The organism is Nonomuraea sp. NPDC003214, assembly GCF_053590035.1.
Map to the genome: position 1 here is coordinate 560,515 of NZ_JBSFSX010000003.1, position 20,024 is coordinate 580,538.

Genomic DNA, 20,024 nt, shown 5'->3' on the forward strand with positions numbered 1-20,024 from the left:
GAGAATCGCAAGCAGCCGGGCGTTCGAGTCTTGCGAAGAATGAAAGGGCGCTATGGTTGGGCGCCGGCTCACGCAAGGACGTTCCCTATTCGGCAGGGGTGGAATCCGTGGCGAAGCAGCTCCTGGGCGGCCTGACCGAGGCGGATCGCGCCGGCCGTCAGCACGTGCACGTCACCTTCGTGCAGAAGGCGTTCCTGGCCGACGACGGGCGGCTGCTCCTGGTGCGCAAATCGGCCGCCGACCCCTACCATCCGGGGCTGTGGGAAGTGCCCGGCGGGCGCATGCAGCCCGCCGAAGGGCTGGACGAGCACATCGTCCGCGAGGTGCGCGAGGAGTCGGGCATCGACATCGAGCCGGGGCCGCCGTTCCACATGTGGGACTGGCTCATGCGCGGTGACGGCCGCTCCCGGGTCCGCGCGATCGCGGTGGGCCGGATCTGCCGGCCGCTGTCGCGCCGCCTGTCCCGCGCGCACCAGGTGCCCGGCGACCACATCAGCGACGTCCGCTGGGTGGCGCTCGACGAGCTCGCCGACTATCCGCTCATTCCCGGCATGGACCAGGCCGTCGAGCATTTCGTCCGCCTGCTCCGGCGGGGGCTCACCGACTCCCTCTCGGCATGACGGCGGCCCGGCCGCCGGGCGGGCGTGCGGGCCGCCTGGTCGTGATCGGGGAGATCCGGGTGGACGTGCGCGTCCGGCTCGACTCGCTGCGTTTCGCCGAACTGGACGCCAACCGCCTGCACTACGGCCCGGTGGACGTCACGCCCGCCGGGGTGGCGCTCGGCCTGGCCCGGCAGGCGGTCGGCCGGTTCGACCGGGTCGAGCTGGTCGCCAGGATCGGCCGTGACGCGTTCACCGAGACGATCCTGGCCGAGCTCGCCGCCCTGGGCGTCGAGCCGCGCCTGACCGTGGTGGAGGGCGTCTGCACCGGCCGCGTCGTGGTGGTGCGCGACGCCGGGCCGGGTGACGGGGTGCGGCTCATGGTCGCCGAGCCGCTGCCGGAAGGGCAGTTGCTCGCCCCCGCCGACGTGCGGGCGGCCGGGCGGGCGATCGCCGAGGCGGACGTGCTGTTCCTGACCGGCTACGAGCTTCTCCACCCGCGCTCGGCCCGCGCCGTGCTGGAGGCCGCGGGCATCGCGCACGCCGGCGGCACCCTGGTCTGCGTCGACATGGTGCCCCATGACCTCCACCGGCGCGTGGACTCCCGCCGGTGGCTGCCGGCGCTGCACGCGGCCGACGTCGTCGTGGCCGAGCTGCAGACGCTCAACGGCCTGCTGGGCACGCCGTGCGCGACGCCGGCGCAGCTCTTCCCGCATCTCGACGCGGCGCTGCCGGGCGGCCCGGTGTGGCTGATCAGGTCAGGGGCGGGCAACATGGGCCGCTCCACGGTCTACCATCACGGCCTCGTCCACCGCGACTACGAGACCGGCTACGAGCTGGCCCGCGAGCCCATGGGGTTCGGTGACGCGGTGACGGCGGCCGAGCTGCGCTGGCTGCTGTCGGCCTGGCCGCTGAGCAGCCGGTCGGCCCACGGCAGCAGCGCCCGCAACGTCGCCAGGAAGAGCTCGCGCGTCGCCAACGTGCCGTAGGTCTCCTGCCAGCGCCACGGCCGTCCCTCGGCGGTCGCGGCCTTGCGCAGGAACTGGGTGGGCAGCGCCGTGCGGCACGGGTAGACGGCCGGGCCCGAGGCGTCCTCCACGTACAGGTAGGAGGTCCGGCGCCGGTAGAGGCCCGTCATCCCGTACGGGCCGGCCCGCAGGCCCTCGGCCTCGACGCTCTCGCGCAGGGAGGGCAGGCCGGGGACGCAGTGCAGGTGCGCGTGGTCGATGCAGGCGCCGCCGCCCTGCGAGGTCGCCGGGCCGTGCTCGAAGAAGGTGACGGGCAGGCCGTACGCGCCGGCCAGCATGCCGGTCACCAGGGCGCGCCAGGCGGCGAGCTTGTCCAGCAGGGCGGGCGGGCACGCGCCGAAGCACGGGCGGTGCGCGGTGGACACGATCAGCAGGTGGCCGGGCCGCAGCGGGGCGAGGTCGGGGGCGCACCACAGGTCGTCGTCACCCCACAGCACACCGGCCGCTCCCGGCACTCCGGTGTCGGCGTTCATCCGGAATCGATAACGGGCGCAGAAAACACAGTCCGTTTCTTCCGCCCGTGCGGTTGCATTGTTCCGCCCTATTACCGCGCCGTTCTTTTCCGTGGCGGTGAGCCCGGCGGCGGTGAGCCGTTCGCGCCATGATTCCCGCTCGGCCTCCGGCACCCGGCTCAAGGTCACGGTCCCGCCGGGCGCGGGGAGCGTCAGCGCCTCCGCCGCGAAGCGGGCTCCGGCCGTCAGGTCGCAGTGGACGCGCCGGAAGAACCCCGGAGGGTACGGCAGGGCCCCGCCCGCGGGCCTGCTGACCACGGCTCCCTCCACCGCGTAACCGTCCGGGGACGATCGGAGATGGACGAGCCCGGCCCCGTCGCGGAGGGAGGCGGCCCATTCCGGTGTTCCGCCGATGACCGCCGTGTCGCCTTCGTTCATGCGCTCCTGCTCCATAAGGGACGCCGAAATACAGGATTTATCCAGATCAATCACGAAAGGCTCCCCAAACATATTCAACGGCACCATCCCCGGCAACACCATCAATAGGTACGATGCGTGCGAGATCTCAGGCGGCCCGGCACGAAAGGGCTCGATGTACGAGATAGACCTGACCCAGGTGGAGGGCGCGCTGCGCCGGTCGACGAGCCTGTTGCGCCGGACCTACACCGAAAGCCCCGCGGGCGGTGGCGGCTGGTACCACATGCTCGAAACCCCTCCCCCGGGCGCCACCGCCACCGCGGTGGCGCTTCTGGCCTTCCACGCCGCCGGAGAGAAGCCGCACCAGCTCACCGACGCGCTCGCCTTCCTGCGGGCCAGGCAGCTCCGCGACGCCGACCCCCGCGTCGACGGCGGCTGGTGGACCAACACGAGCGGCGAGCGCCCGGTCGTCGAGGCGACGGCCTGGGTGATCCGGTGCCTGGCGACGCTCCGCTGCGACTCCCGGCCCGACTCCCCCGACCTGGACCGCGCGGTGGAGTGGCTGCGCCGCAACCGCCACCCCTCGGGCGGCTGGGGATCGTTCGCCGACTGCCCGCCGCGCACCTGGCTCACCTGCCTGGCGCTGCGCGCGCTCGTGGCGGCGGCCCCGTACGATCCGGCCGTCGAGTCCGGCGTGGCCTGGCTCCTCGACCAGCGCCTGTTCCCCCGGGCGTGGGGCGCGGAGCCGGGCGCGACGCCGAGGGTGGCACACACGGCGATGGCGCTGACGACGCTGCTGGCGGCCGGGGCCGACCCGGCCGACGAGCGGCTGCGGGGCCGGTTCGACTGGCTGCTCGAACACGTCGACACCAGTTCGCTGGACGAGAAGCACAACCGGGTGGAGAGCACGGCGGTGCGGCTGCCGAGCGCCATCGGCGGCGAGATCTGGCGGCCCCCGCCGCTCATGCACTACGCGCTGCCGGTCGCCGCCACGGCGCTCATGCGCCACCCGCGCGTGCCCGAGCCGGACGTGACGGCCCGGCTGGCCGAGGCCGTGCACCGCATCGTCACCGACCAGTGCGACGACGGCTCGTGGCCCAACAACCACGACATGAACGTCACGCTGTGGGGCGTGTGGCCGTGCGTGGAGACGCTGGCCGGGATCCGCGCGCTGCCGCTGGCGCGTGCCGCGGACCGGGTCGTCTGGGCCGAGGGCGTCGTCGTGCTCCGACACGGCGATCGTGACCGGCCGCTGGCGGCGGCCCTGAAGCCGCTGCTGCCGGCCCGGCCGAGGCCGCGTCCGCTGCGCTGGGCGCGCCGCCACTGGGCCTGGGTGGTGTTCGCCACCTTCGGCCTGGGCGGCACCGCCGGTCTGCTGGCCGGGCTCATCGAGCCCAAGGACCTGGCGCTGGGCCTGCTCGTCCCCGTCGCACTGCTGGTGATCTCGGCGGTCATGCAGCGCAAGCAGGCCGAGCCGTAAAGTTTTGGCGTCCCAGTCGTCCCCCGACTGGGACAAGTAGAGATTATGGCCTTCTGTCCGGTTTGTATAGGTTTTTTGGCCAGCTCCCGCGCCCGCCATTGCGCACCGATCTGTCGGCCACGTCTGCGATCATTCCGCTCACATCGACACAGGAGCGACCATGACCGAGATCCCCGGACACCTCGTCCCCCTCCCCGGCGCCGACACGCTGGACGACGTCTACTGCGTGTCCTTCGTACGCAACCTCACCCCCGACGAGGTCCTGCGCCGCTTCGGCGTGGACGAGGACACCCTGGAGGAGGTGGCGTTCGACGACCTCGGCGAACGCTCGATCGACACCATGCGCGAGGACGCGGCCGGCTTCATCGGCGCCACGAAGGCCGGCGACTGGACCGTGGTCGTCGAGCCGGGCGGCTGGCAGCTCGCCGTCGACCCCGACGTGTACGGGCCCGTGTCCCAGGGGACGGAGGTGGTCTCGATCTGCCGCCACGACTACGCCTCCGACAGCTTCGCCTACATCGTCGACGGCACGCCGGTCGTCGCCTTCGACCCGCGCCAACCGGAACTCCCCTCGGGCGCCGACGCGGACCGGCTCGCCGCGGAGATGCGCGCGACCGGACTGGTCCCCGGCGGCGAGATCGACCGTCCGATCGAGCGGGCCTTCGCCCTGGCCGAGCGCATCACCGGCCTGCCCTTCTCCGCCGGCCTGCTGGCCCAGCCGTTCCTGGGCGCGGAGACGCTAGACGACTGACCCGGGATCGGGCGGCAGCAGGGTCCGCCTGATCTCCTCGGCGACCCCGGCCAGCTCGCCGGTCAGGTAGAAGTGGCCGCCGGGGAACCGCCTGAAGGTGAACGCGCCGCCCGTGTGGTCGCGCCAGGAGCGGGCCGCGCTCAGGCTGGTGCCCGGGTCGGCGTCACCGGCCAGCGCGGTCACCGGGCAGGCGAGCACCCCGCCGGCGTAACGGTAGCGCTCCAGCGCCTTGTAGTCGCTGCGGATCGGCCCCAGCACGAGCCGCATCAGCTCGGGGTCCAGGAGCAGCACGTCGTCCGTGCCGTCGAGGCGCCGCATCTCGGCGATGATGCCGTCGTCGTCACGCAGGTGGACCTCCTCCGACCGCTCGGAGGAGGGGCTGCGCGCGGCCGACACGAACAGGTGCGGCACCGCGATCCCGTCGCCTTCGAGCCGCTGCGCCACCTCGAAGGCGAGCGTGGCGCCCATGCTGTGCCCGAACAGCGCCGGGGGCGGGCCGGCGAGCTTGCGCACCCGCAGGAAGATCTCGTCGGCGAGCGCGTTCAGGTCCTCGACGCACGGCTCGGCGACCCGGTCCTGGCGGCCCGGATACTGGATGACCAGGACCTCCAGGCCGGGGCTGAGCGCCTGCGACAGGGGCACGAAGAAGCTCGCGGAGCCGCCCGCGTGCGGGAAGCACACCAGGCGCGGCGCGCCGGGCCGGGGCTCGTGGAAGCGGCGGACCCACAGGTCGCCGTGGTAGGGGCTCATCGGCGTTCCAGGTTCGTCATGTGGCCGGCGACGCGGTCGGCGGTGGGGCGGTGCAGGGTGTCGACCACCCGCCCGTCGGTCAGGAAGACCACCGAGTCGGCGTAGGAGGCGGCGACGGGATCGTGCGTCACCATGATCACGGTGCGGCGGTGCCGGTCGACCATCGCGCGGATGAGCTCCAGCACCTCCTTGGCGCTGCGGGTGTCGAGCGCGCCGGTCGGCTCGTCGGCGAACAGCACCGCCGGCTGCGTGATGAGGGCGCGGGCGATCGCGACCCGCTGCTGCTGCCCGCCGGACAGCTCGGCCGGTCGGTGGGAGCTCCGCTCGGCGAGCCCGACCTCGGCCAGGGCGCGCTGCACCTGGTCCGCGGCGGGTTTGCGGCCCGCCAGCAGCAGCGGCAGCCCCACGTTCTGCGCGGCCGTCAGCGCGGTGATCAGGTTGAACGCCTGGAAGACGAAGCTGATCCTCTCCCGGCGCAGCGTGGTCAGCCGCTGCTCGTCCAGCCCGCCCAGCTCGACGCCGGTGAGGATCACCTGGCCGGAGTCGGGCCGGTCGAGCCCGGCCGCGCACTGGAGCAGCGTGGACTTGCCGGACCCGGAGGGCCCCATCACGGCGGTGAAGCTGCCCGTGGCGAAGCCGATGCTCAGATCGGCCAGCGCGGTCACCGCGGCGCTCCCGATCCCGTACGTCTTGCGCACCGAGCGCAGCTCGACGGCGAAGTCCATGGCAGTCACCTTCTCTGTCGTCACTCTGTCGTCACTCTGGCGCGTCACTCTGGCGTCACTCTGGCGTCACTCTGACAACGGGGCGGGCGTGCGCACGGCCGCCGTGGCGGTCAGCGTCGTGGCGAGGATGGCGAGCAGGGCGCTCGTGGCGGCGAACGCGAGGACGGGCGCCCACGGGACGGCCAGCGTGGCCCCGGGCACGACCTGGGTCAGCGCGGCCAGCAGCCCGGCGAAGTTGATCGCGGACGCGGCGGTGGCCAGCACCATCGCGGCCGCCGCGATCACGACCGACTCGGCGAGCAGCGCCGCCACCGCCTGCCGTGACGTGGCTCCGAGCAGCCGCAGCAGGGTCAGGTCGCGCCGCCTGGCCGTGGCGGCCATGACCATCGTGTTGACGATGGCGATGCAGCTGTAGACGATCGCGATGCCGAGCGTCACCAGCATGCCGATCACGCCGGTGCCCTGGTCGCTGTTGCCCACCGTGGCCGCCCATGCGGCCTTGGTCAGCAGCGAGGCCCCCAGCTCGCCGCTCCGCTCCCGCAGCGCCGCCGCGGCCTCGCCCCCGGCCTGCACGTACGCGGCCTCGGCCGGGCGCGGGCCGGTGTCGGAGACGTCCAGGTAGAAGTCGCCTCCTCCGGCGCTGTCGCCGACGACCGCGGCCACGGTGAGCTGGACCGGCTTGCCGCCGTCCGGCGTGACCGTGACGCGCTGCCCGGCGCCGAGCTCCCAGATGTCGGACACCACGATGCCGCCGGGCCCGAAGTCCTCCAGCGTGCCGTCGATCAGCGGCAGCGAGGTCATCGCGGCGAACCGCTGGGCGTCGGTGGCGTAGCCCCAGAACCCGTCGGCCAGCCCGGCCTCGCCGGTGACCTGGACGGTCGTCGGCGCGAGCGGGGCGATCCGGACGCCGGGGATCTTCCGTGCCCGATCGAGCGCCTCGGCGCTGATGGCGGGGCCGCCCTCGGGCACCAGCACGTAGTCGGCGCGTAACCGCTCGCCCGCCTCGACCGACTGGGCGTGGCCGATCGTCTCCAGCGCGCCGAGCAGGCTGATCGACATGCCGGCGGTGATGAGGATGGGCAGCGTCGTCGCGGCGGTGCGCCTGGCCATCGTGAGGGTGTTCTCCCGGACCAGGGTGCCGATCGCGCTGCCGCCGCGCGCCCACGGCAGCGTCAGCAGCCTCAGGACGGGCGGGACGAGGGCCGGAGCCAGCAGCGCCACGGCCGCGACCAGCGTGAGCAGCACCCACAGGTAGACCACGGGGACCGTGGCGAGCTCCGGCAGCACGGCCGCGACCACGCCCATCCCCATGAGCGAGATCAGCAGGAGCGCGACGCCCCAGCCGGTCCGCGCGGACCTGCCGGGCCGCGCCCCGGGCGGGTCGCCGACCGACTCGCGCAGCGACTGCGTCGGCCGGATCGTCGCCGCCCGCCGCGAGGCCACCGACACGCTCAGCGCCGTCAGCCCCAGGCCGCCGAGGCAGACCAGCACGAGCGGCACGGGCGAGATCGACACCTCGAACCAGGACGGGGCCAGGCCGCTCGACGCCAGCACCGAGGCCAGCACCGGCGCGCCCACGAGGCTGATCACGACCCCGGCCACGCAGCCGATCGCGGCCAGGAGCAGCGCCTCGATCACGATCATCCGCCGCACCTGCTGCGGGGTGGCGCCGATCAGCCGGAACAGCGCCAGCTCACGGGTGCGCTGGATCACCGTCAGGGCGAAGGTGGAGGCCACGATGAAGACGGTGGCGAACCCCGTCACCCCCGCCGACACGCTGAGCAGCACCACGGTCCCGGTCAGCGCGGCGCGCTGGCCGGGGAAGCCCGTGAGGGCCGAGTTCATCACCAGCGCGATGGTGGCGATGATGCCGACGCCCAGGGCGAGGGCGACGAGGGACACGACGAAGGCCACCCACCGCTCCCGGAGCGTGCTCATCGCGATGCTCAGCACAGGCGAACCTCCACACCTTCAGCGACAGAGGGGACGACGTCGGCGACCGTCTTGACGGCCGCGCTGACGGCCATGTCGACAGTCGGGGTCGACGGTCGAGGTCGCCGATCCGTGCGGCGGCCGGACGGGCCGCGTGCCGATATCCCCCGGATGGCTCGATACGCAGGCTAATCCTGCCCGTCAATGGACAGAATTCCAATACTCCCGCCAAATATAGTGAGACTATAGCATTTCATGAAAGGGTGCCGTTTCAGCATTTCAATGAGGCTCTCCGGGTGCCTGCTCCACGACCGAGGTGGAGTTAGCTACCGGTGGGAAGTAGCGCCCCCTTTACCGACACCTGCCAGGAAACCTGACACGATGTGTGCATGACGGATACGGACTCGCGGGAATGGTGCCCGGTCCTGCTGCGCCGCACGCAGCCCGGCGAATGCGCCGGGTGCCCCAACCGGGCGCGGGCGGAGCCGGCGGCTGACGACCCGCCCGGGCGACCGGCCGACGGCGACCGCGACTGACCGGCGTGAACCTCCCGGCTGGTCAGGACCCCAAATACGCGACCCGTATCCCGCCCGTACTGTTGTGCACCGAAATATTGTTCTTCGCGCCTTCGGTGGCGCGTACTCCGACGTCCGGCTCGCCGATGCCGCTGCGAATGTCGAGCGCGTAACCGTCACCTTCGGGCACCTCCACGTCGATGTTCCCGGCCTGCGAATCCGCCCGCACCGAGCCCGGCGGCCGGACGAATCTCAGCGCGATGTCGCCCAGCTGGGCGCTGACCTCGACGTCGGCCGCCCGCAGCCCCGTGCCCGTGATCGCGCCGGTCTCCGTGGCCAGCCGCAGCTCCCCAGTCAGGTCGCGCAGCGTGATGTCGCCCTCGGCGGTCCGCGCCTCCACGGCGGTCCCCGCCGGGACCCGGATCGTGTAGCTGACCCAGCAGGCCCCGATCAGCAGGTCCTCGTCGCAGCGCGCCCGGATGCCGAGCGTGTCGCCGGACCACCGCTCCGTCAGCGCCGGCCGGGGGCCCGACCAGGTCAGCCGCCGTTCGACGTCGACCCGCCCGGCCTCGCCGGGGAGCAGGCGCACCTCGCCGATCCTGAGGTCCACCGTGACGCGGGCGGCCGGGCGCTGGTGGGTCTGGCGCTGCGTCTCGCTCTGCCTGGCCAGCCAGGACCACAGCGTCAGGCCGATCAGCACGGCGATGAGCAGCGCCGCCCCCGCGCCGAGCGTGATCCAGCCCGCCCGGGCCCGGCGTGAGGCGGTCATGCCTTCAGGTATTTCAGCACGGCGAGCACCCTTCGGTGGTCGGTGTCCGTCGTGGGCAGGTCGAGCTTGGTGAAGATGCCGTTGATGTGCTTGGCGACGGCGCTCTCGCTGATCGCCAGGCCCATCGCGATGCCCGCGTTCGACTTGCCCTCGGCCATGAGCGTCAGCACCTCGCGCTCGCGGGCCGACAGCCGGGAGAGGCTGTCGGGCCTGCGGCGGACGAGCAGTTGCGACACCACCTCGGGGTCGAGCGCGGTGCCGCCGGCGGCGACCCGGCGCACGGCTTCCAGGAACTCGCGGAAGTTCGCCACGCGGTCCTTGAGCAGGTAGCCGAGGCCGCTGGACTCCCCGACGAGCAGTTCGGTGGCGTACTGCTCCTCCACGTACTGCGAGAGCACCAGCACGGCGACGTGCGGCCACCGCTCGCGGACGACCAGCGCGGCACGCATGCCCTCGTCGGTCTGGGTGGGCGGCATGCGCACGTCGACGAGCGCCAGGTCCGGCTGGTGTTCCTCGACGGCGGCCAGCAGCCCGTCGGAGTCGGAGGCGGTGGCGACGACCTGGATCCCGGCCAGCTCCAGCATCCGGACCAGCCCCTCGCGCAGCAGCGCGGAGTCCTCGGCGATCACGACACGCACGGCATCTCCACGTCGATGACGGTCGGCCCGCCGGCCGGGCTGTCGATGCGCAGCTCGCCGCCGACGGATCTGACGCGGTCGCGCAGCCCGCGCAGGCCGGAGCCCTTGTCCAGGCTGGCGCCGCCGCCGCCGTCGTCGGCGATCCGGATGCGCAACCGGTCGTCGCGCCGGTTGACCTCGATGTGCACGTTGTCGGCCTCCGTGTGCTTGGCGACGTTGGTGAGTGCCTCCGAGACGACGAAGTAGGCCGCCGCCTCGATCGTCCGTGAGGGTCGTGGCCGCACGTCCACGGTGAGGTGGACGGGAAGCGGCAGCCTGGCCGCGATCCCGGACAGCGCGGCGTCGAGGCCGCGGTCGTCGAGGACGGCGGGGTGCAGCCCGCGGACGAATCCGCGCAGCTCGGTGAGGGCCTGCTTGGCCTCCTCGTGCGCGTCGGCGATCAGCTTGCGGGCGTCCGGCGGGAGGTCGGAGAGCAGTTCCCTGGCGATGCCCAGGTTCATGGCCAGGGAGGTCAGGCGTTGCTGGGTGCCGTCGTGCAGGTCGCGTTCGATGCGCCGGCGCTCGGCGTCGGCGGCGTCGAGGAGGCGGATCTGGTTCTCCGACAGCACCTCGACGCGGCGGGCGAGCTGGTCGACGTGGGTGGAGGTCAGCAGGCGGGTGGCGACGGCGGCGTCCCAGGCGGCCAGGCCGCGCACCACCCACGGGGTGCCGAACAGGCACAGCAGCCCGGCCGCCGTGAGCGCGAGCAGGGTGGCGGGCTCGTGCAGGCCCCAGCCGAAGCCGTTGCGGGCCGGCAGCGCCCACGCGTAGCCGATGATCGTGGCGCCGAGCAGGCCGGCCGTCCAGAGCGTCACCGAGACGGCCGCGCCCAGTGTGAGCACCAGGCCGCTGAGCAGGCTGTAGGCCAGGCGCGAGCGGACCACCGGCTGCTGGAGCTCGGCCCGTACGCGCGAGCGCAGGCCCTGACCTTCGGGGGGCGGGTGGACGGCGGCCGGGATGGGCGCGCCGCGCAGGGCGGCGAAGCGGGAGCGGTGCATGCGCGTGCATGTCCGCCCGCACCACAGCAGGGCCGACAGGGGGAGCCAGCGGACGCCGACGAGGGTGAGCATCACCACGGCGGAGCCGACGACGCTGAGCACGGTGAACGCCAGCATCCCGACGGCGCTGCCCGCGGCGATCTGGAACGTGGCCAGCCAGGTGCGGGCCTGCCACGGCGCGCGTAACACCCGTCCCCCGACGGTCACGAGCCCTCCCCGTTCTCCACCCGTTGCGGCCGAATCCGTTGGTAGGCAATCATGCGCCCGCCCCCGGGACAAGCCTGCGGTGATCACACCCTGGCCAGGGGGTCGCGCTCGTGCTCGCGCAGCCCGACGCGCTCGTGCGCGCGGCGCATCCGGCCCGGCGCCCACCAGTTCCAGCGGCCCAGCAGGGTCATGGTGGCGGGCAGCAGGAGGCAGCGCACCAGCGTGGCGTCGACGATCACCGCGACGAGCAGGGCCACGCCGAGCTGTTCCATGTCGCCGATCTTCGAGGCGCCGAAGCAGGCGAAGACGATGCCCATGACGGCCGCGGCCAGGGTGATCAGCCGTCCGCTGTGCTGCAGGCCGTGGCGTACGGACGTGTTGGTGTCGTGCCCGCGGTCGGCGTACTCCTTGATCCGGGCCAGCAGGAACACGTGGTAGTCCATGGCGAAGGCGAACCCGAACGCGAACACGGTGACCAGCAGGTAGACGCTCAGCCCGGAGACGGGCAAGGTGTCGAGCGGGCCGGACAGCCGGCCTTGCTGGAAGAGCAGGACGAGCACGCCGTACGTGGCCGCGAGCGACACGATGTTGAGCACGACCGCGACCAGCGGGGCGACGACCGAGCCGGTCATGAGGAACAGCAGCACGAGCATCGCGAGCAGGGCGACGGCGACGGCGAGCGGCAGGTCGCGGGAGGTCCGGTCGAGCAGGTCGAACATGCCGGCGGTCTCACCGGTCACCCACGAGCGGACGCCGTCCGGCCGGTCGGCGCGCAGCCGGTCCAGCACCTGTTCGGCGGCGGGTCCCTGCGGGTCCCCGTGGACGAGGATGCCGACGGACGACAGGCCGGGGCCCTCGGCGCGGGGCGGCTCGATCCTGGCGATGCCGGGGTCGCCGCGGAAGGCGGCGCTCCAGGCGGCCAGCTCGGCGGGGCCGGTCTCGGCGACGACGCGCAGCGGCGGGTTGCTGGTGAAGCCGTAGTGGGCGGAGACCTCGCGTTCGACCTGGAGGGACTGCGTGCCGGGCGGGACGCTCTCCGCGCCGGCCATCCTGATCTGGAGCCCGGTCAGCGTGCTCCCAGCGACGGCCAGCACGAGCAGCACGCCGGCCAGGACGAGCACCGGCACGCGCTGGGTGACCCGGGCGATCCCGGCGAACACCCCGTTGTCCGGCCGGGCCCGCACCCGTGCCGGCTTGACCCGCTTGCCGAACAGCCCGAGCAGCGCCGGGACGAGGGTGACCGCGGCCAGCATGCCGAGCAGGGCCGAGGCGATGCCGGCGGCGCCCATCGTCTGCAGGCGGGGCTGCTGGATCACCAGCAGGCTGGACAGCGCGGCGGCGACGGTGAGGGCGCTGAACAGCACCGTGCGCCCGGCGGTCGCCCACGCCCGGCGGACGGCCTCCGGCCGGTCGTGCCCGGCCGCCAGCTCCTCCCGGTAGCGGGCCACCAGCAGCAGGCCGTAGTCGATCGAGAGGCCGAGCCCCAGCAGGTCGACGACGCTGAGCACGGTGTTGTCGATCTGCAGGACGCGGGTCGCCAGCAGCATCAGCCCGAACGACGAGGCGATGGTCGCCACCGCCGTGATCACCGGGATGCTCGCGGCGAGCAGGCCGCCGAACACGAAGACCAGCACCACCAGCGTGATCGGCAGCGAGTACATGGTCGCGTTGGCCATGTCCTGCTGCGCCATCGCGTTCGTGTCGTCGGAGATCAGGTCGATCCCGCCGAAGCGGACGCTCACGCCGGGCCGCTCCTCGGCCAGGTCGCCGAGGCGCTCCTGCGCCTGCCGCAGCGGCACGCTCTGGTCGCCGGCCTTCACGAGCTGGACCTGCACGGCCGCGCCGGTCCCGCGGTCGCCGGCGTACGGCTCGCCGACCGCGTGCACGCCGGGGATGGCCCGCACGTCGGCGAGCGCGCGGGCGAGCTCGGGGGCGGCCCGGTCCATCCCGGCGACCACGGTGGTGAACTCGCGGCCGTGCGTACGGCCCTCCACGAGGGCGCGCTGGCCCTCGTCGGCCTCCAGGCCCCTGATGTAGTTGGCCGAGCTGACGGTGTGGAGCAGGGGGCCGACGGACGTCCCTCCCACGACGACGATCAGGATCCAGGCCGCGAGAACCCATCCTCGGCGGCGGTAACAGAAACTGCCGATCCGACTAAGCATGCTCTTCACTGTGGCAGCGGGGAGAGCGGCTGTCGGGAGTGCCTGTTGCCGTTTCCGGGTGGTACTAGGTACAGCCCCCGCCCGGACGTGACGAAGTCCCTGACCGGGGGCCCGGCCAGGGACTTCACGCACGGGCGCGGTCACGCGCCGCCGCTCGGCAGCCGCCCTCCGTGCGGTGTGTTGACGACGTCGCGGACCGACGGGTTGAGCACGGCGGCGACGACGAGCAGGCCCATCATCGCGGTCATGCCGAGCACCGAGTTCGTCACGCCCCACCAGCTCAGCGCGGCGCCCGCGATCAGGCTGCCGAGGAAGTTCGCGCCGGAGCCGAGCGTCATCATCACGCTCAGCACGCGGCCGAACAGGTGGTCGGGCGTCACCTGCATGGTGTAGACGGAGCCGGCGACGTTGAACACGCCGGACACGTACCCGTTGAGCGCGAACACCGCGGCCAGCGGCCACGGGTCGGTGACCACCGCGAGCGGCGCGATGCAGATCGCCCAGACGAACAGCCCGCCGCAGACGAGCGTGCGCATGGTCACCCGCTGGCGCCACATGGTCGCGGTCATCGCGCCGGCCACGCCGCCGATGCCGCCCGCGGTGACGACGAGGCCGACGATGGCGGGCGAGTGGCCGCCGTCGTGGATGACGGCGAACAGCGTCAGCGTCATCCCCATGAAGATCATGTTGCTGGCGGAGATGAGCGTCATCGCCGCCCGCAGGAACGGCTGCCCCCACACCCACTGGACGCCCTCGCGGATCTCCGCGTACAGCCTGCCGCGCGGCGGCGGCGCGCCCTCGGCCTGGAAGCTCTTGCGGATGAACAGCAGCTGCACCAGCGAGATCACGTGCATGACCACGGTGAGCAGGAACGGCGTCCAGCGCACCAGGCTGAACAGGAAGCTGCCCAGCGGGTTGGCCAGCATGTTCACGCCCTGCATCCGGGCCTCGTTGCGGCTCAGCGCCACCGGCACCTGGCTCTCGTGCACCAGGTTGCGCACGGCGGAGCGCTCGGCCAGCTCGTAGAAGATGCTGAGGCTGCCCTGGACGAACGCGGCGATGATCAGGTGGGGCAGCCAGATCGCGTCGGCGAGGACGGCGACGAGCACGCTGGCGGCCGTGACCACGCACCCGAGGTCCGAGAGGATCATCAGGCGCCGCCGGTCGAACCGGTCGACGAACGCGCCCGCGGGCACCTGGACCAGCAGGTGCGGCAGCGAGGTCGCCGCCGCGATGAGGCCGGTGGCCACGGTGGACCCGGTCTGCCAGAGCACCAGCAGCGGGTAGACCGTCATGGTGAGCATGGCGCCGAGCGAGGTGAACCCGGCGCCGGTCCACAGGAGCATGAAGTCCCGGTTGCGGCCCAGCGGGACGATGTTCTCGGCGGGGCTCTCGACGGCGCTCTCGACCGGGTCCTTGACCGGCTCGGACGACTGGGTGGCGCTCATCGGTTCACCTGCCCGAGGTGGGCCTTCAGCAGGGCGGCGATCTCGGACAGCGGGCCCGGATCGGCCATCTGGTGGTGTGCGCAGGAAATCTCGTACTCCTTGATGCTCCCGGCGACGTACGGCCGCCACAGCTCGCCCGGCGATGCCACCGGCTTGCCCTCAGCCGCCGTGAAGAACAGCAGGTCGCCGTCGAAGGCGGCGTCCGGCGGCTGAGATCCGATGCCCTCCTCGTTGCGGTAGACGCGGTAGAGCGAGCGCAGCGTCGGCTCGTCGAGGTCCGTCAGCGGCGCGCCGTTGTCCTTGATCGCCTGGAGCGGGGACTCGATGTCGCTGAGGACCTCCCGCAGCAGCGCGAACGACAGCGGGCGGCCGTCCAGGGCGCTGGTGTCGACGCCGGTCTCGCGCAGGATGTTGCCGATGAACTCGGCCTCGGTCGGCACCTCGCCCGGCTCCTCGTCGGGGTAGGCGTCGAGCATCGCCAGCAGGTCGACCTGGTGGCCGAACCTGCGCAGGTGCACGGCGACCTCGTGGGCGATCCGGCCGCCCCACGACCAGCCCAGCAGGCGGTAGGGGCCTTCGGGGGCGACGGTGCGCATCTGCTCGGCGTAGTCGGCGGCCATCTCGCCGATCGAGCGCGGGCTCAGGTCCGGCTGGGCGATGCCGCGCGCCTGGATGCCGTAGATCGGCTGGTCCGCGTCGAGCATCCCGATGAGCCGCGCGTAGGGCCAGGCCAGGCCGCCCGCCGGGTGCACGCAGAACAGCGGCGGCCGGCTCCCGCCGGTCTGCAGCGGGAGCAGCACCCCCAGCCCGGCGTCCTTGGCGTCGGAGCCCAGCCGCCGGGCGAGCGCCGCGGCGGTCGGGGCCTCGAACACGACGCGCACCGGCAGCTCGTGGCCCAGCACCGAGCGGATCCGCGCGGCGAGCCGGATCGCGAGCAGCGAGTTGCCGCCCAGCTCGAAGAACCCGTCGTCGACGCCGACCCGTTCCAGCCCCAGCACCTCGGCGAACAGCCGGCAGAGGGTCTCCTCCCTGGCGTTGCGCGGCTCGCCGCTCGACACCAGGCCGGACAGGTCGGGCGCGGGCAGCGCGGCCCGGTCGAGCTTGCCGTTGGCGGTGAGCGGGAAGGCGTCCAGCACGACGATCGCGGCGGGCACCATGTGGCCGGGCAGCCATTCGCCGGCGAAGCGCCGCAGCGACACGGCGAGCTCGCCGGTGCGGCGCGCGCCCGCGGGGTCGTTGACCGTGTCCGGCCACCGCCTGTCCTCCCGGGCCAGGTAGAGGCCGTCGAGCGCGGCCGGCGCCGCCGCGTGCGGCAGGAAGACGGCGTCGAAGGCGTCGGCCCGGCCGCGCGACCAGGTCAGGTAGACGGAGTGGCCGGTCCGCGCCGCCCAGGCGTGCAGCGCCTCGGGGTCGGCGGCCGGGATGGGGGCGGTCAGCTGCGCCCGCACCAGCTCGGGCGACACGCCCTGCGTGAGTGCCTGCGCCGCGGCGACCTCGTTGACCAGGCGCGCGTTCGGGATGCCGGTCACGCGGACCGGCCGGCCGAGGCGCCCGTCCAGGTCGCCGAGGCCGTGCACGTCCCTGCCCCAGACGAGCTCGGGCACCGCCTCCACGGACCGGCCGGGGACGGGCGTCTTGTGCAGCACGACCTCGTAGCGGTGCCGGGTCAGCTCGTTGTGGTCGGCGCCGCGCTTGAGCCGGATGTCGACGGCGCCGACGCTGCCGTTCTCCTCGGCCAGGGTGGTGAAGAACTCGGGGTCGATCACCAGCTCCCGCTCCAGCCGCATCGCCCGCTCGACGCCGGCGAGCATGGCCTCGCCGGCGGCCCTGTTCTCCCTGCCGAACTGGATCGCGGTGTGCAGCGCGCGGAGGGTCTCGCCCCGGCGGACGTCGCCGACGAACAGCCTGCCGCCCGGGGCGAGCAGGTCGATCGCCTGGTTGAGCACCTGCCGCAGGTAGGCGCCGTTGGGGAAGTACTGGACGACCGAGTTGAGGATCACGGTGTCGAAGAACCCGGCAGGCAGCCCGTCGGTCACGTCGGCGGGCTGCGAGCGCAGCCGTACCTTGTCGGTCAGGCCCTGGGCCTTGACGTGCTCGCCGAGCAGCGCGATCGCGGAGGGCGACAGGTCGGTGCCCCAGTAGGTCTCCACGTCGTCCACGAGCTTGGCCAGCAGCAGGCCTGTGCCGACGCCGATCTCCAGGACGCGCCGGGGCCGGTACTCGGCGATGCGCGCGATCACGGCGGCGCGCCAGCTCTCCATCTGGTCGAGCGGGATCGGCTCCCCCGTATAGCTGGAGTCCCAGCCGCCGAAGTCGGTGCCGAACGGGGTCTCCTCCAGGTCGGTGTGCTCGATGGACTCGTGGAGCTTCAGCCACTCCTCGACCTGGCGGCCGGCCGCGTCGTCGTCGCCGCCCGAGGGGACGACGTAGGCGACGAGCTGGTCCGCCCGCGCCACGGCGACGGCCTGCGCCACGCCGGGGTGCTGGACCAGGGCGTTCTCGACCTCGCCGAGCTCGACGCGGAAGCCGCGGATCTTGACCTGCTCGTCGGCGCGGCCCAGGTACTCCACGGTGCCGTCGTCGCGCCAGCGGACCAGGTCGCCGGTGCGGTACATCCGCTCGCCCGGCGCGCCGAACGGGCAGGGCACGAAGCGCTCGGCGGTGAGCCCGGGACGGTTGAGGTAGCCCCTGGCCACCCCGGCGCCCGCGAGGTGCAGCTCGCCGGTGACCCCGATCGGCACGGGCAGGCCGTGGGCGTCGAGCACGTAGGCGCGCACGTTCCACAGCGGCCTGCCGATGACCTGCTCGCGCTCGCCGGCCATCCGGTGGTAGAGCGCGTCGACCGTGGCCTCCGTCGGCCCGTAACAGTTGTAGACGGCGGTCCCGGTGGCGCCCGCGAGGGCGTCGAGCAGCGGCTCGCTCATCGGCTCGCCGCCCACGACCAGCACCTTCGGGGGCGCCTCGGCCAGCAGGCCGGCGGCGACGAGCTGCTCGGCGAACGACGGCGTCACGTCGACCAGGTCGAGCCGGTTGGCCCGCGCGTAGGCGACGAACGCGGCGGGGTCGTAGCGGCAGTCGTCGTCCAGGACGTGCAGCTCGTGCCCGGCCAGCATCCACAGCAGCCCGGCGACCGAGGCGTCGAAGGAGATCGACGCGGCCAGCGCCACCCGGAACCGCCCGTCGCCCGCGAGCGGGCGGTACAGGCCGGCCAGGTGGTCGTGGAACAGGTTCGCCACGTTCGCGTGGGTGACCACGACGCCCTTGGGCGTCCCGGTGGACCCGGAGGTGTAGATCACGTACGCGGGGTTCGCCGGGTCCGGCGCGGGCAGCCGGACGGCGGGCGGGTCGGCGGCGCGGTCGCCGTCGATCAGCAGCGTGTCGACCCCGTCGGGCAGGACCCCGCCGCCGAGCACGTCCGAGCGCGAGACGACGACGGCGGGCGCGGCGTCCCGCACGAGGTAGGCGATGCGGGCGGCCGGGTAGTCGGGGTCGACGGGCACGTAGGCGGCGCCCGACTTGAGGACCGCCAGGATCGCCACGATCAGGTCCGGCGAGCGCGGCAGCGCCACGCCGACCAGGCGCTCCGGCCCGGCCCCCCGCGCGGCGAGCTCGGCCGCGAGACGGCCGGCGCGGGCGTCGAGCTCCGCGTACGTGAGCGCGGCGCCGCCGGACACGACCGCGACCGCGTCGGGCGTGCGGGCGGCCTGGGCCTCGAACAGCTCGGGCAGGGTGGCGCGCGGCACCTCGTGCGCGGTGGCGTTGTTGGTGACCAGCACCCGCTCGCGCTCGGCGGGGTGCAGGACGTCCACGCCGGACACCGGCCGGGCCGGGTCGTCGGCGAACGACTCCGCCAGCCGCACCAGCCAGCCGAGGACCCGCTCGGCGAACTCCCGCTCGAACAGGTCGGTCTGGTAGTCCAGCCGCAGCTCCAGGCCGGTGCCGGGGGCCACGGCGAGCGACAGCGGGTAGTGGGTGGCGTCGGTGCCCGCCGTGCCCACGACGCTCACCATCGCGCCCATGTCGCGGTCGGCGTCGGTCGCCGGCGGGTAGTTCTCGAACACCATCAGCGTGTCGAACAGCGTCCCGCCGCCGGCCAGTCTCTGGATCTCGACCAGGCCGAGGTGGTGGTGGGGCAGCAGCTCGGCCTGGGTGCGCTGGAGCCGGCCGCACACGTCGGCGAGCGAGTCGCCCGGCGTGATGCGCAGCCGGACGGGCACCGTGTTGATGAACAGGCCCACCATGTCCTCGACGCCCGCGATCTCCGGCGGCCGGCCGGAGACGGTCGCGCCGAACACCACGTCGTCGCGGCCGAGCAGCCGGGCCAGGGCCAGCCCCCAAATGCCCTGGACCACGGTGTTGACCGTGAGCCCGGCCCGGCGCGCCTGCCGGGTCAGGCCGTCGGTGAGCTCGGCGCTCAGCGTGGCCGTGACCGTGCCGGGCAGCCCCGGGATGTGGTCGCCGAGCTCGGGCACGACGAGCGTCGGCTCGTCCAGGCCCTGGAGCTCCCGCGTCCACGCCTGCCGCCCCGCGTCGGCGTCCTGCCGCGCCAGCCACTCCAGGTAGGTCTTGTACGGGGTCACCGGCGGCAGCCCGGCCGGGTCGCCGTGCTGCCGGTAGAGGGTGAGCAGGTCCCTGAAGAGCGGCGGCGCCGACCAGCCGTCCATCAGGATGTGGTGGTGCGTGAGCACCAGCAGCGTCCTGCCCTCGGCACAGCGGATCACCATGATCCGCAGCAGCGGCGGCTTCGCCAGGTCGAACCGCTCGGCCTGGTCGGCCAGGAGCAGCCGTTCCAGCTCGGCGTCCCGGTCGGCCTCGGGCAGGTCGGCCAGCTCGATCCGGCGCAGCGGCACCTCCACGTCGACGGGGATCAACTGCACCGGCGCGCCCCGGTTCTTGCGGGTGCGGAAGCAGGCCTTCAGGTTGACGTGGCGTTCCAGCAGTGCGCGGACGGCGACGCGCAGCGCCTCGATGTCGAGCTCGCCGTGGAACTCCAGGACCGTCTGCGGCATGTAGACGTCGACGGCGTCGTGGTCGTAGAGGGAATGGAACAGCATTCCCTCCTGGAGCGGCGACAGGGGCAGGTAATCGGCCAGACCTCGGCGCTTCATGAGCGG

At 73.2% G+C, this 20,024-nt stretch carries 14 protein-coding genes and 1 pseudogene; 5 read left to right on the top strand and 10 right to left on the bottom strand.

Going from position 1 to position 20,024, the window contains the following annotated elements; translation table 11 throughout:
- Positions 1-107: 107 nt before the first annotated feature.
- Both ACWDXC_RS11475 and ACWDXC_RS11480 read left to right on the top strand, forming a co-directional pair.
- Positions 108-620 carry an NUDIX domain-containing protein gene (locus ACWDXC_RS11475; RefSeq protein ID WP_449980712.1) on the top strand — a complete coding sequence of 171 codons (513 nt, stop codon included), beginning with the start codon at positions 108-110 and terminating at the stop codon, positions 618-620.
- Positions 617-1,588, top strand: a complete 972-nt coding sequence (locus tag ACWDXC_RS11480) for a carbohydrate kinase family protein (protein WP_449980715.1) — start codon at positions 617-619, stop codon at positions 1,586-1,588. Before ACWDXC_RS11475 ends, ACWDXC_RS11480 begins: the two co-directional genes overlap by 4 nt.
- A 221-nt stretch (positions 1,589-1,809) precedes the next feature.
- Here the strand turns inward: ACWDXC_RS11480 and ACWDXC_RS11485 are convergent.
- A pseudogene (locus ACWDXC_RS11485) lies at positions 1,810-2,619 on the bottom strand (HIT family protein); the annotation flags it as partial.
- 52 nt (positions 2,620-2,671) lie between these two features.
- On the opposite strand from ACWDXC_RS11485, the gene ACWDXC_RS11490 reads away from it, so the two are divergent.
- Together ACWDXC_RS11490 and ACWDXC_RS11495 are read left to right on the top strand one after the other, a co-directional pair.
- Entirely contained in the window at positions 2,672-3,976 is a 1,305-nt protein-coding gene (locus ACWDXC_RS11490) for a prenyltransferase/squalene oxidase repeat-containing protein (protein ID WP_449980718.1), read from the top strand.
- A gap of 160 nt (positions 3,977-4,136) precedes the next feature.
- Positions 4,137-4,727, top strand: a complete 591-nt coding sequence (locus tag ACWDXC_RS11495; protein ID WP_449980720.1) for a DUF6461 domain-containing protein — start codon at positions 4,137-4,139, stop codon at positions 4,725-4,727.
- On the opposite strand, the gene ACWDXC_RS11500 is transcribed toward ACWDXC_RS11495, so the two are convergent.
- The 3 genes from ACWDXC_RS11500 to ACWDXC_RS11510 form a co-directional block, all read right to left on the bottom strand.
- The gene (locus tag ACWDXC_RS11500; protein WP_449980723.1) at positions 4,716-5,477 is read right to left on the bottom strand and encodes a thioesterase II family protein; all 762 of its coding nucleotides are present in this window, start codon (positions 5,475-5,477) and stop codon (positions 4,716-4,718) included. The genes ACWDXC_RS11495 and ACWDXC_RS11500 overlap by 12 nt on opposite strands.
- Complete coding sequence (locus ACWDXC_RS11505; RefSeq protein ID WP_449980726.1) at positions 5,474-6,202, bottom strand: ABC transporter ATP-binding protein; 729 nt, start codon at positions 6,200-6,202, stop codon at positions 5,474-5,476. The genes ACWDXC_RS11500 and ACWDXC_RS11505 overlap by 4 nt, the downstream gene beginning before the upstream one ends.
- Before the next feature lie 66 nt (positions 6,203-6,268).
- Positions 6,269-8,155, bottom strand: coding sequence for an ABC transporter permease (locus tag ACWDXC_RS11510; RefSeq protein ID WP_449980729.1), 1,887 nt, complete (start codon positions 8,153-8,155; stop codon positions 6,269-6,271).
- Positions 8,156-8,523: 368 nt separating this feature from the next.
- Here ACWDXC_RS11510 and ACWDXC_RS11515 point away from each other — a divergent pair, with 368 nt between their 5' ends.
- The gene (locus ACWDXC_RS11515) at positions 8,524-8,670 is read left to right on the top strand and encodes a hypothetical protein (protein WP_364169635.1); all 147 of its coding nucleotides are present in this window, start codon (positions 8,524-8,526) and stop codon (positions 8,668-8,670) included.
- Between the two features lie 22 nt (positions 8,671-8,692).
- Here ACWDXC_RS11515 and ACWDXC_RS11520 read toward each other — a convergent pair whose 3' ends face one another.
- The 6 genes from ACWDXC_RS11520 to ACWDXC_RS11545 all read right to left on the bottom strand — a co-directional run bounded on the left by ACWDXC_RS11520 (position 8,693) and on the right by ACWDXC_RS11545 (position 20,018).
- The gene (locus ACWDXC_RS11520) at positions 8,693-9,418 is read right to left on the bottom strand and encodes a DUF4097 family beta strand repeat-containing protein (protein ID WP_449980732.1); all 726 of its coding nucleotides are present in this window, start codon (positions 9,416-9,418) and stop codon (positions 8,693-8,695) included.
- Complete coding sequence (locus ACWDXC_RS11525) at positions 9,415-10,056, bottom strand: response regulator transcription factor (RefSeq protein WP_308125896.1); 642 nt, start codon at positions 10,054-10,056, stop codon at positions 9,415-9,417. Before ACWDXC_RS11525 ends, ACWDXC_RS11520 begins: the two co-directional genes overlap by 4 nt.
- On the bottom strand, positions 10,044-11,300 hold the full coding sequence (locus ACWDXC_RS11530; RefSeq protein WP_449980735.1) for a sensor histidine kinase: 1,257 nt from the start codon (positions 11,298-11,300) through the stop codon (positions 10,044-10,046). The genes ACWDXC_RS11525 and ACWDXC_RS11530 overlap by 13 nt, the downstream gene beginning before the upstream one ends.
- A gap of 83 nt (positions 11,301-11,383) precedes the next feature.
- A complete protein-coding gene (locus tag ACWDXC_RS11535) occupies positions 11,384-13,462 on the bottom strand; it encodes an MMPL family transporter (RefSeq protein WP_449980738.1) in 2,079 nt (692 codons plus the stop codon).
- Positions 13,463-13,602: 140 nt separating this feature from the next.
- Positions 13,603-14,910: an MFS transporter gene (locus ACWDXC_RS11540; protein ID WP_449980740.1), complete on the bottom strand. Its 1,308-nt coding sequence runs from the start codon at positions 14,908-14,910 to the stop codon at positions 13,603-13,605.
- The gene (locus ACWDXC_RS11545; RefSeq protein ID WP_449980742.1) at positions 14,907-20,018 is read right to left on the bottom strand and encodes an amino acid adenylation domain-containing protein; all 5,112 of its coding nucleotides are present in this window, start codon (positions 20,016-20,018) and stop codon (positions 14,907-14,909) included. Before ACWDXC_RS11545 ends, ACWDXC_RS11540 begins: the two co-directional genes overlap by 4 nt.
- Between the last annotated feature and the right edge of the window lie 6 nt (positions 20,019-20,024).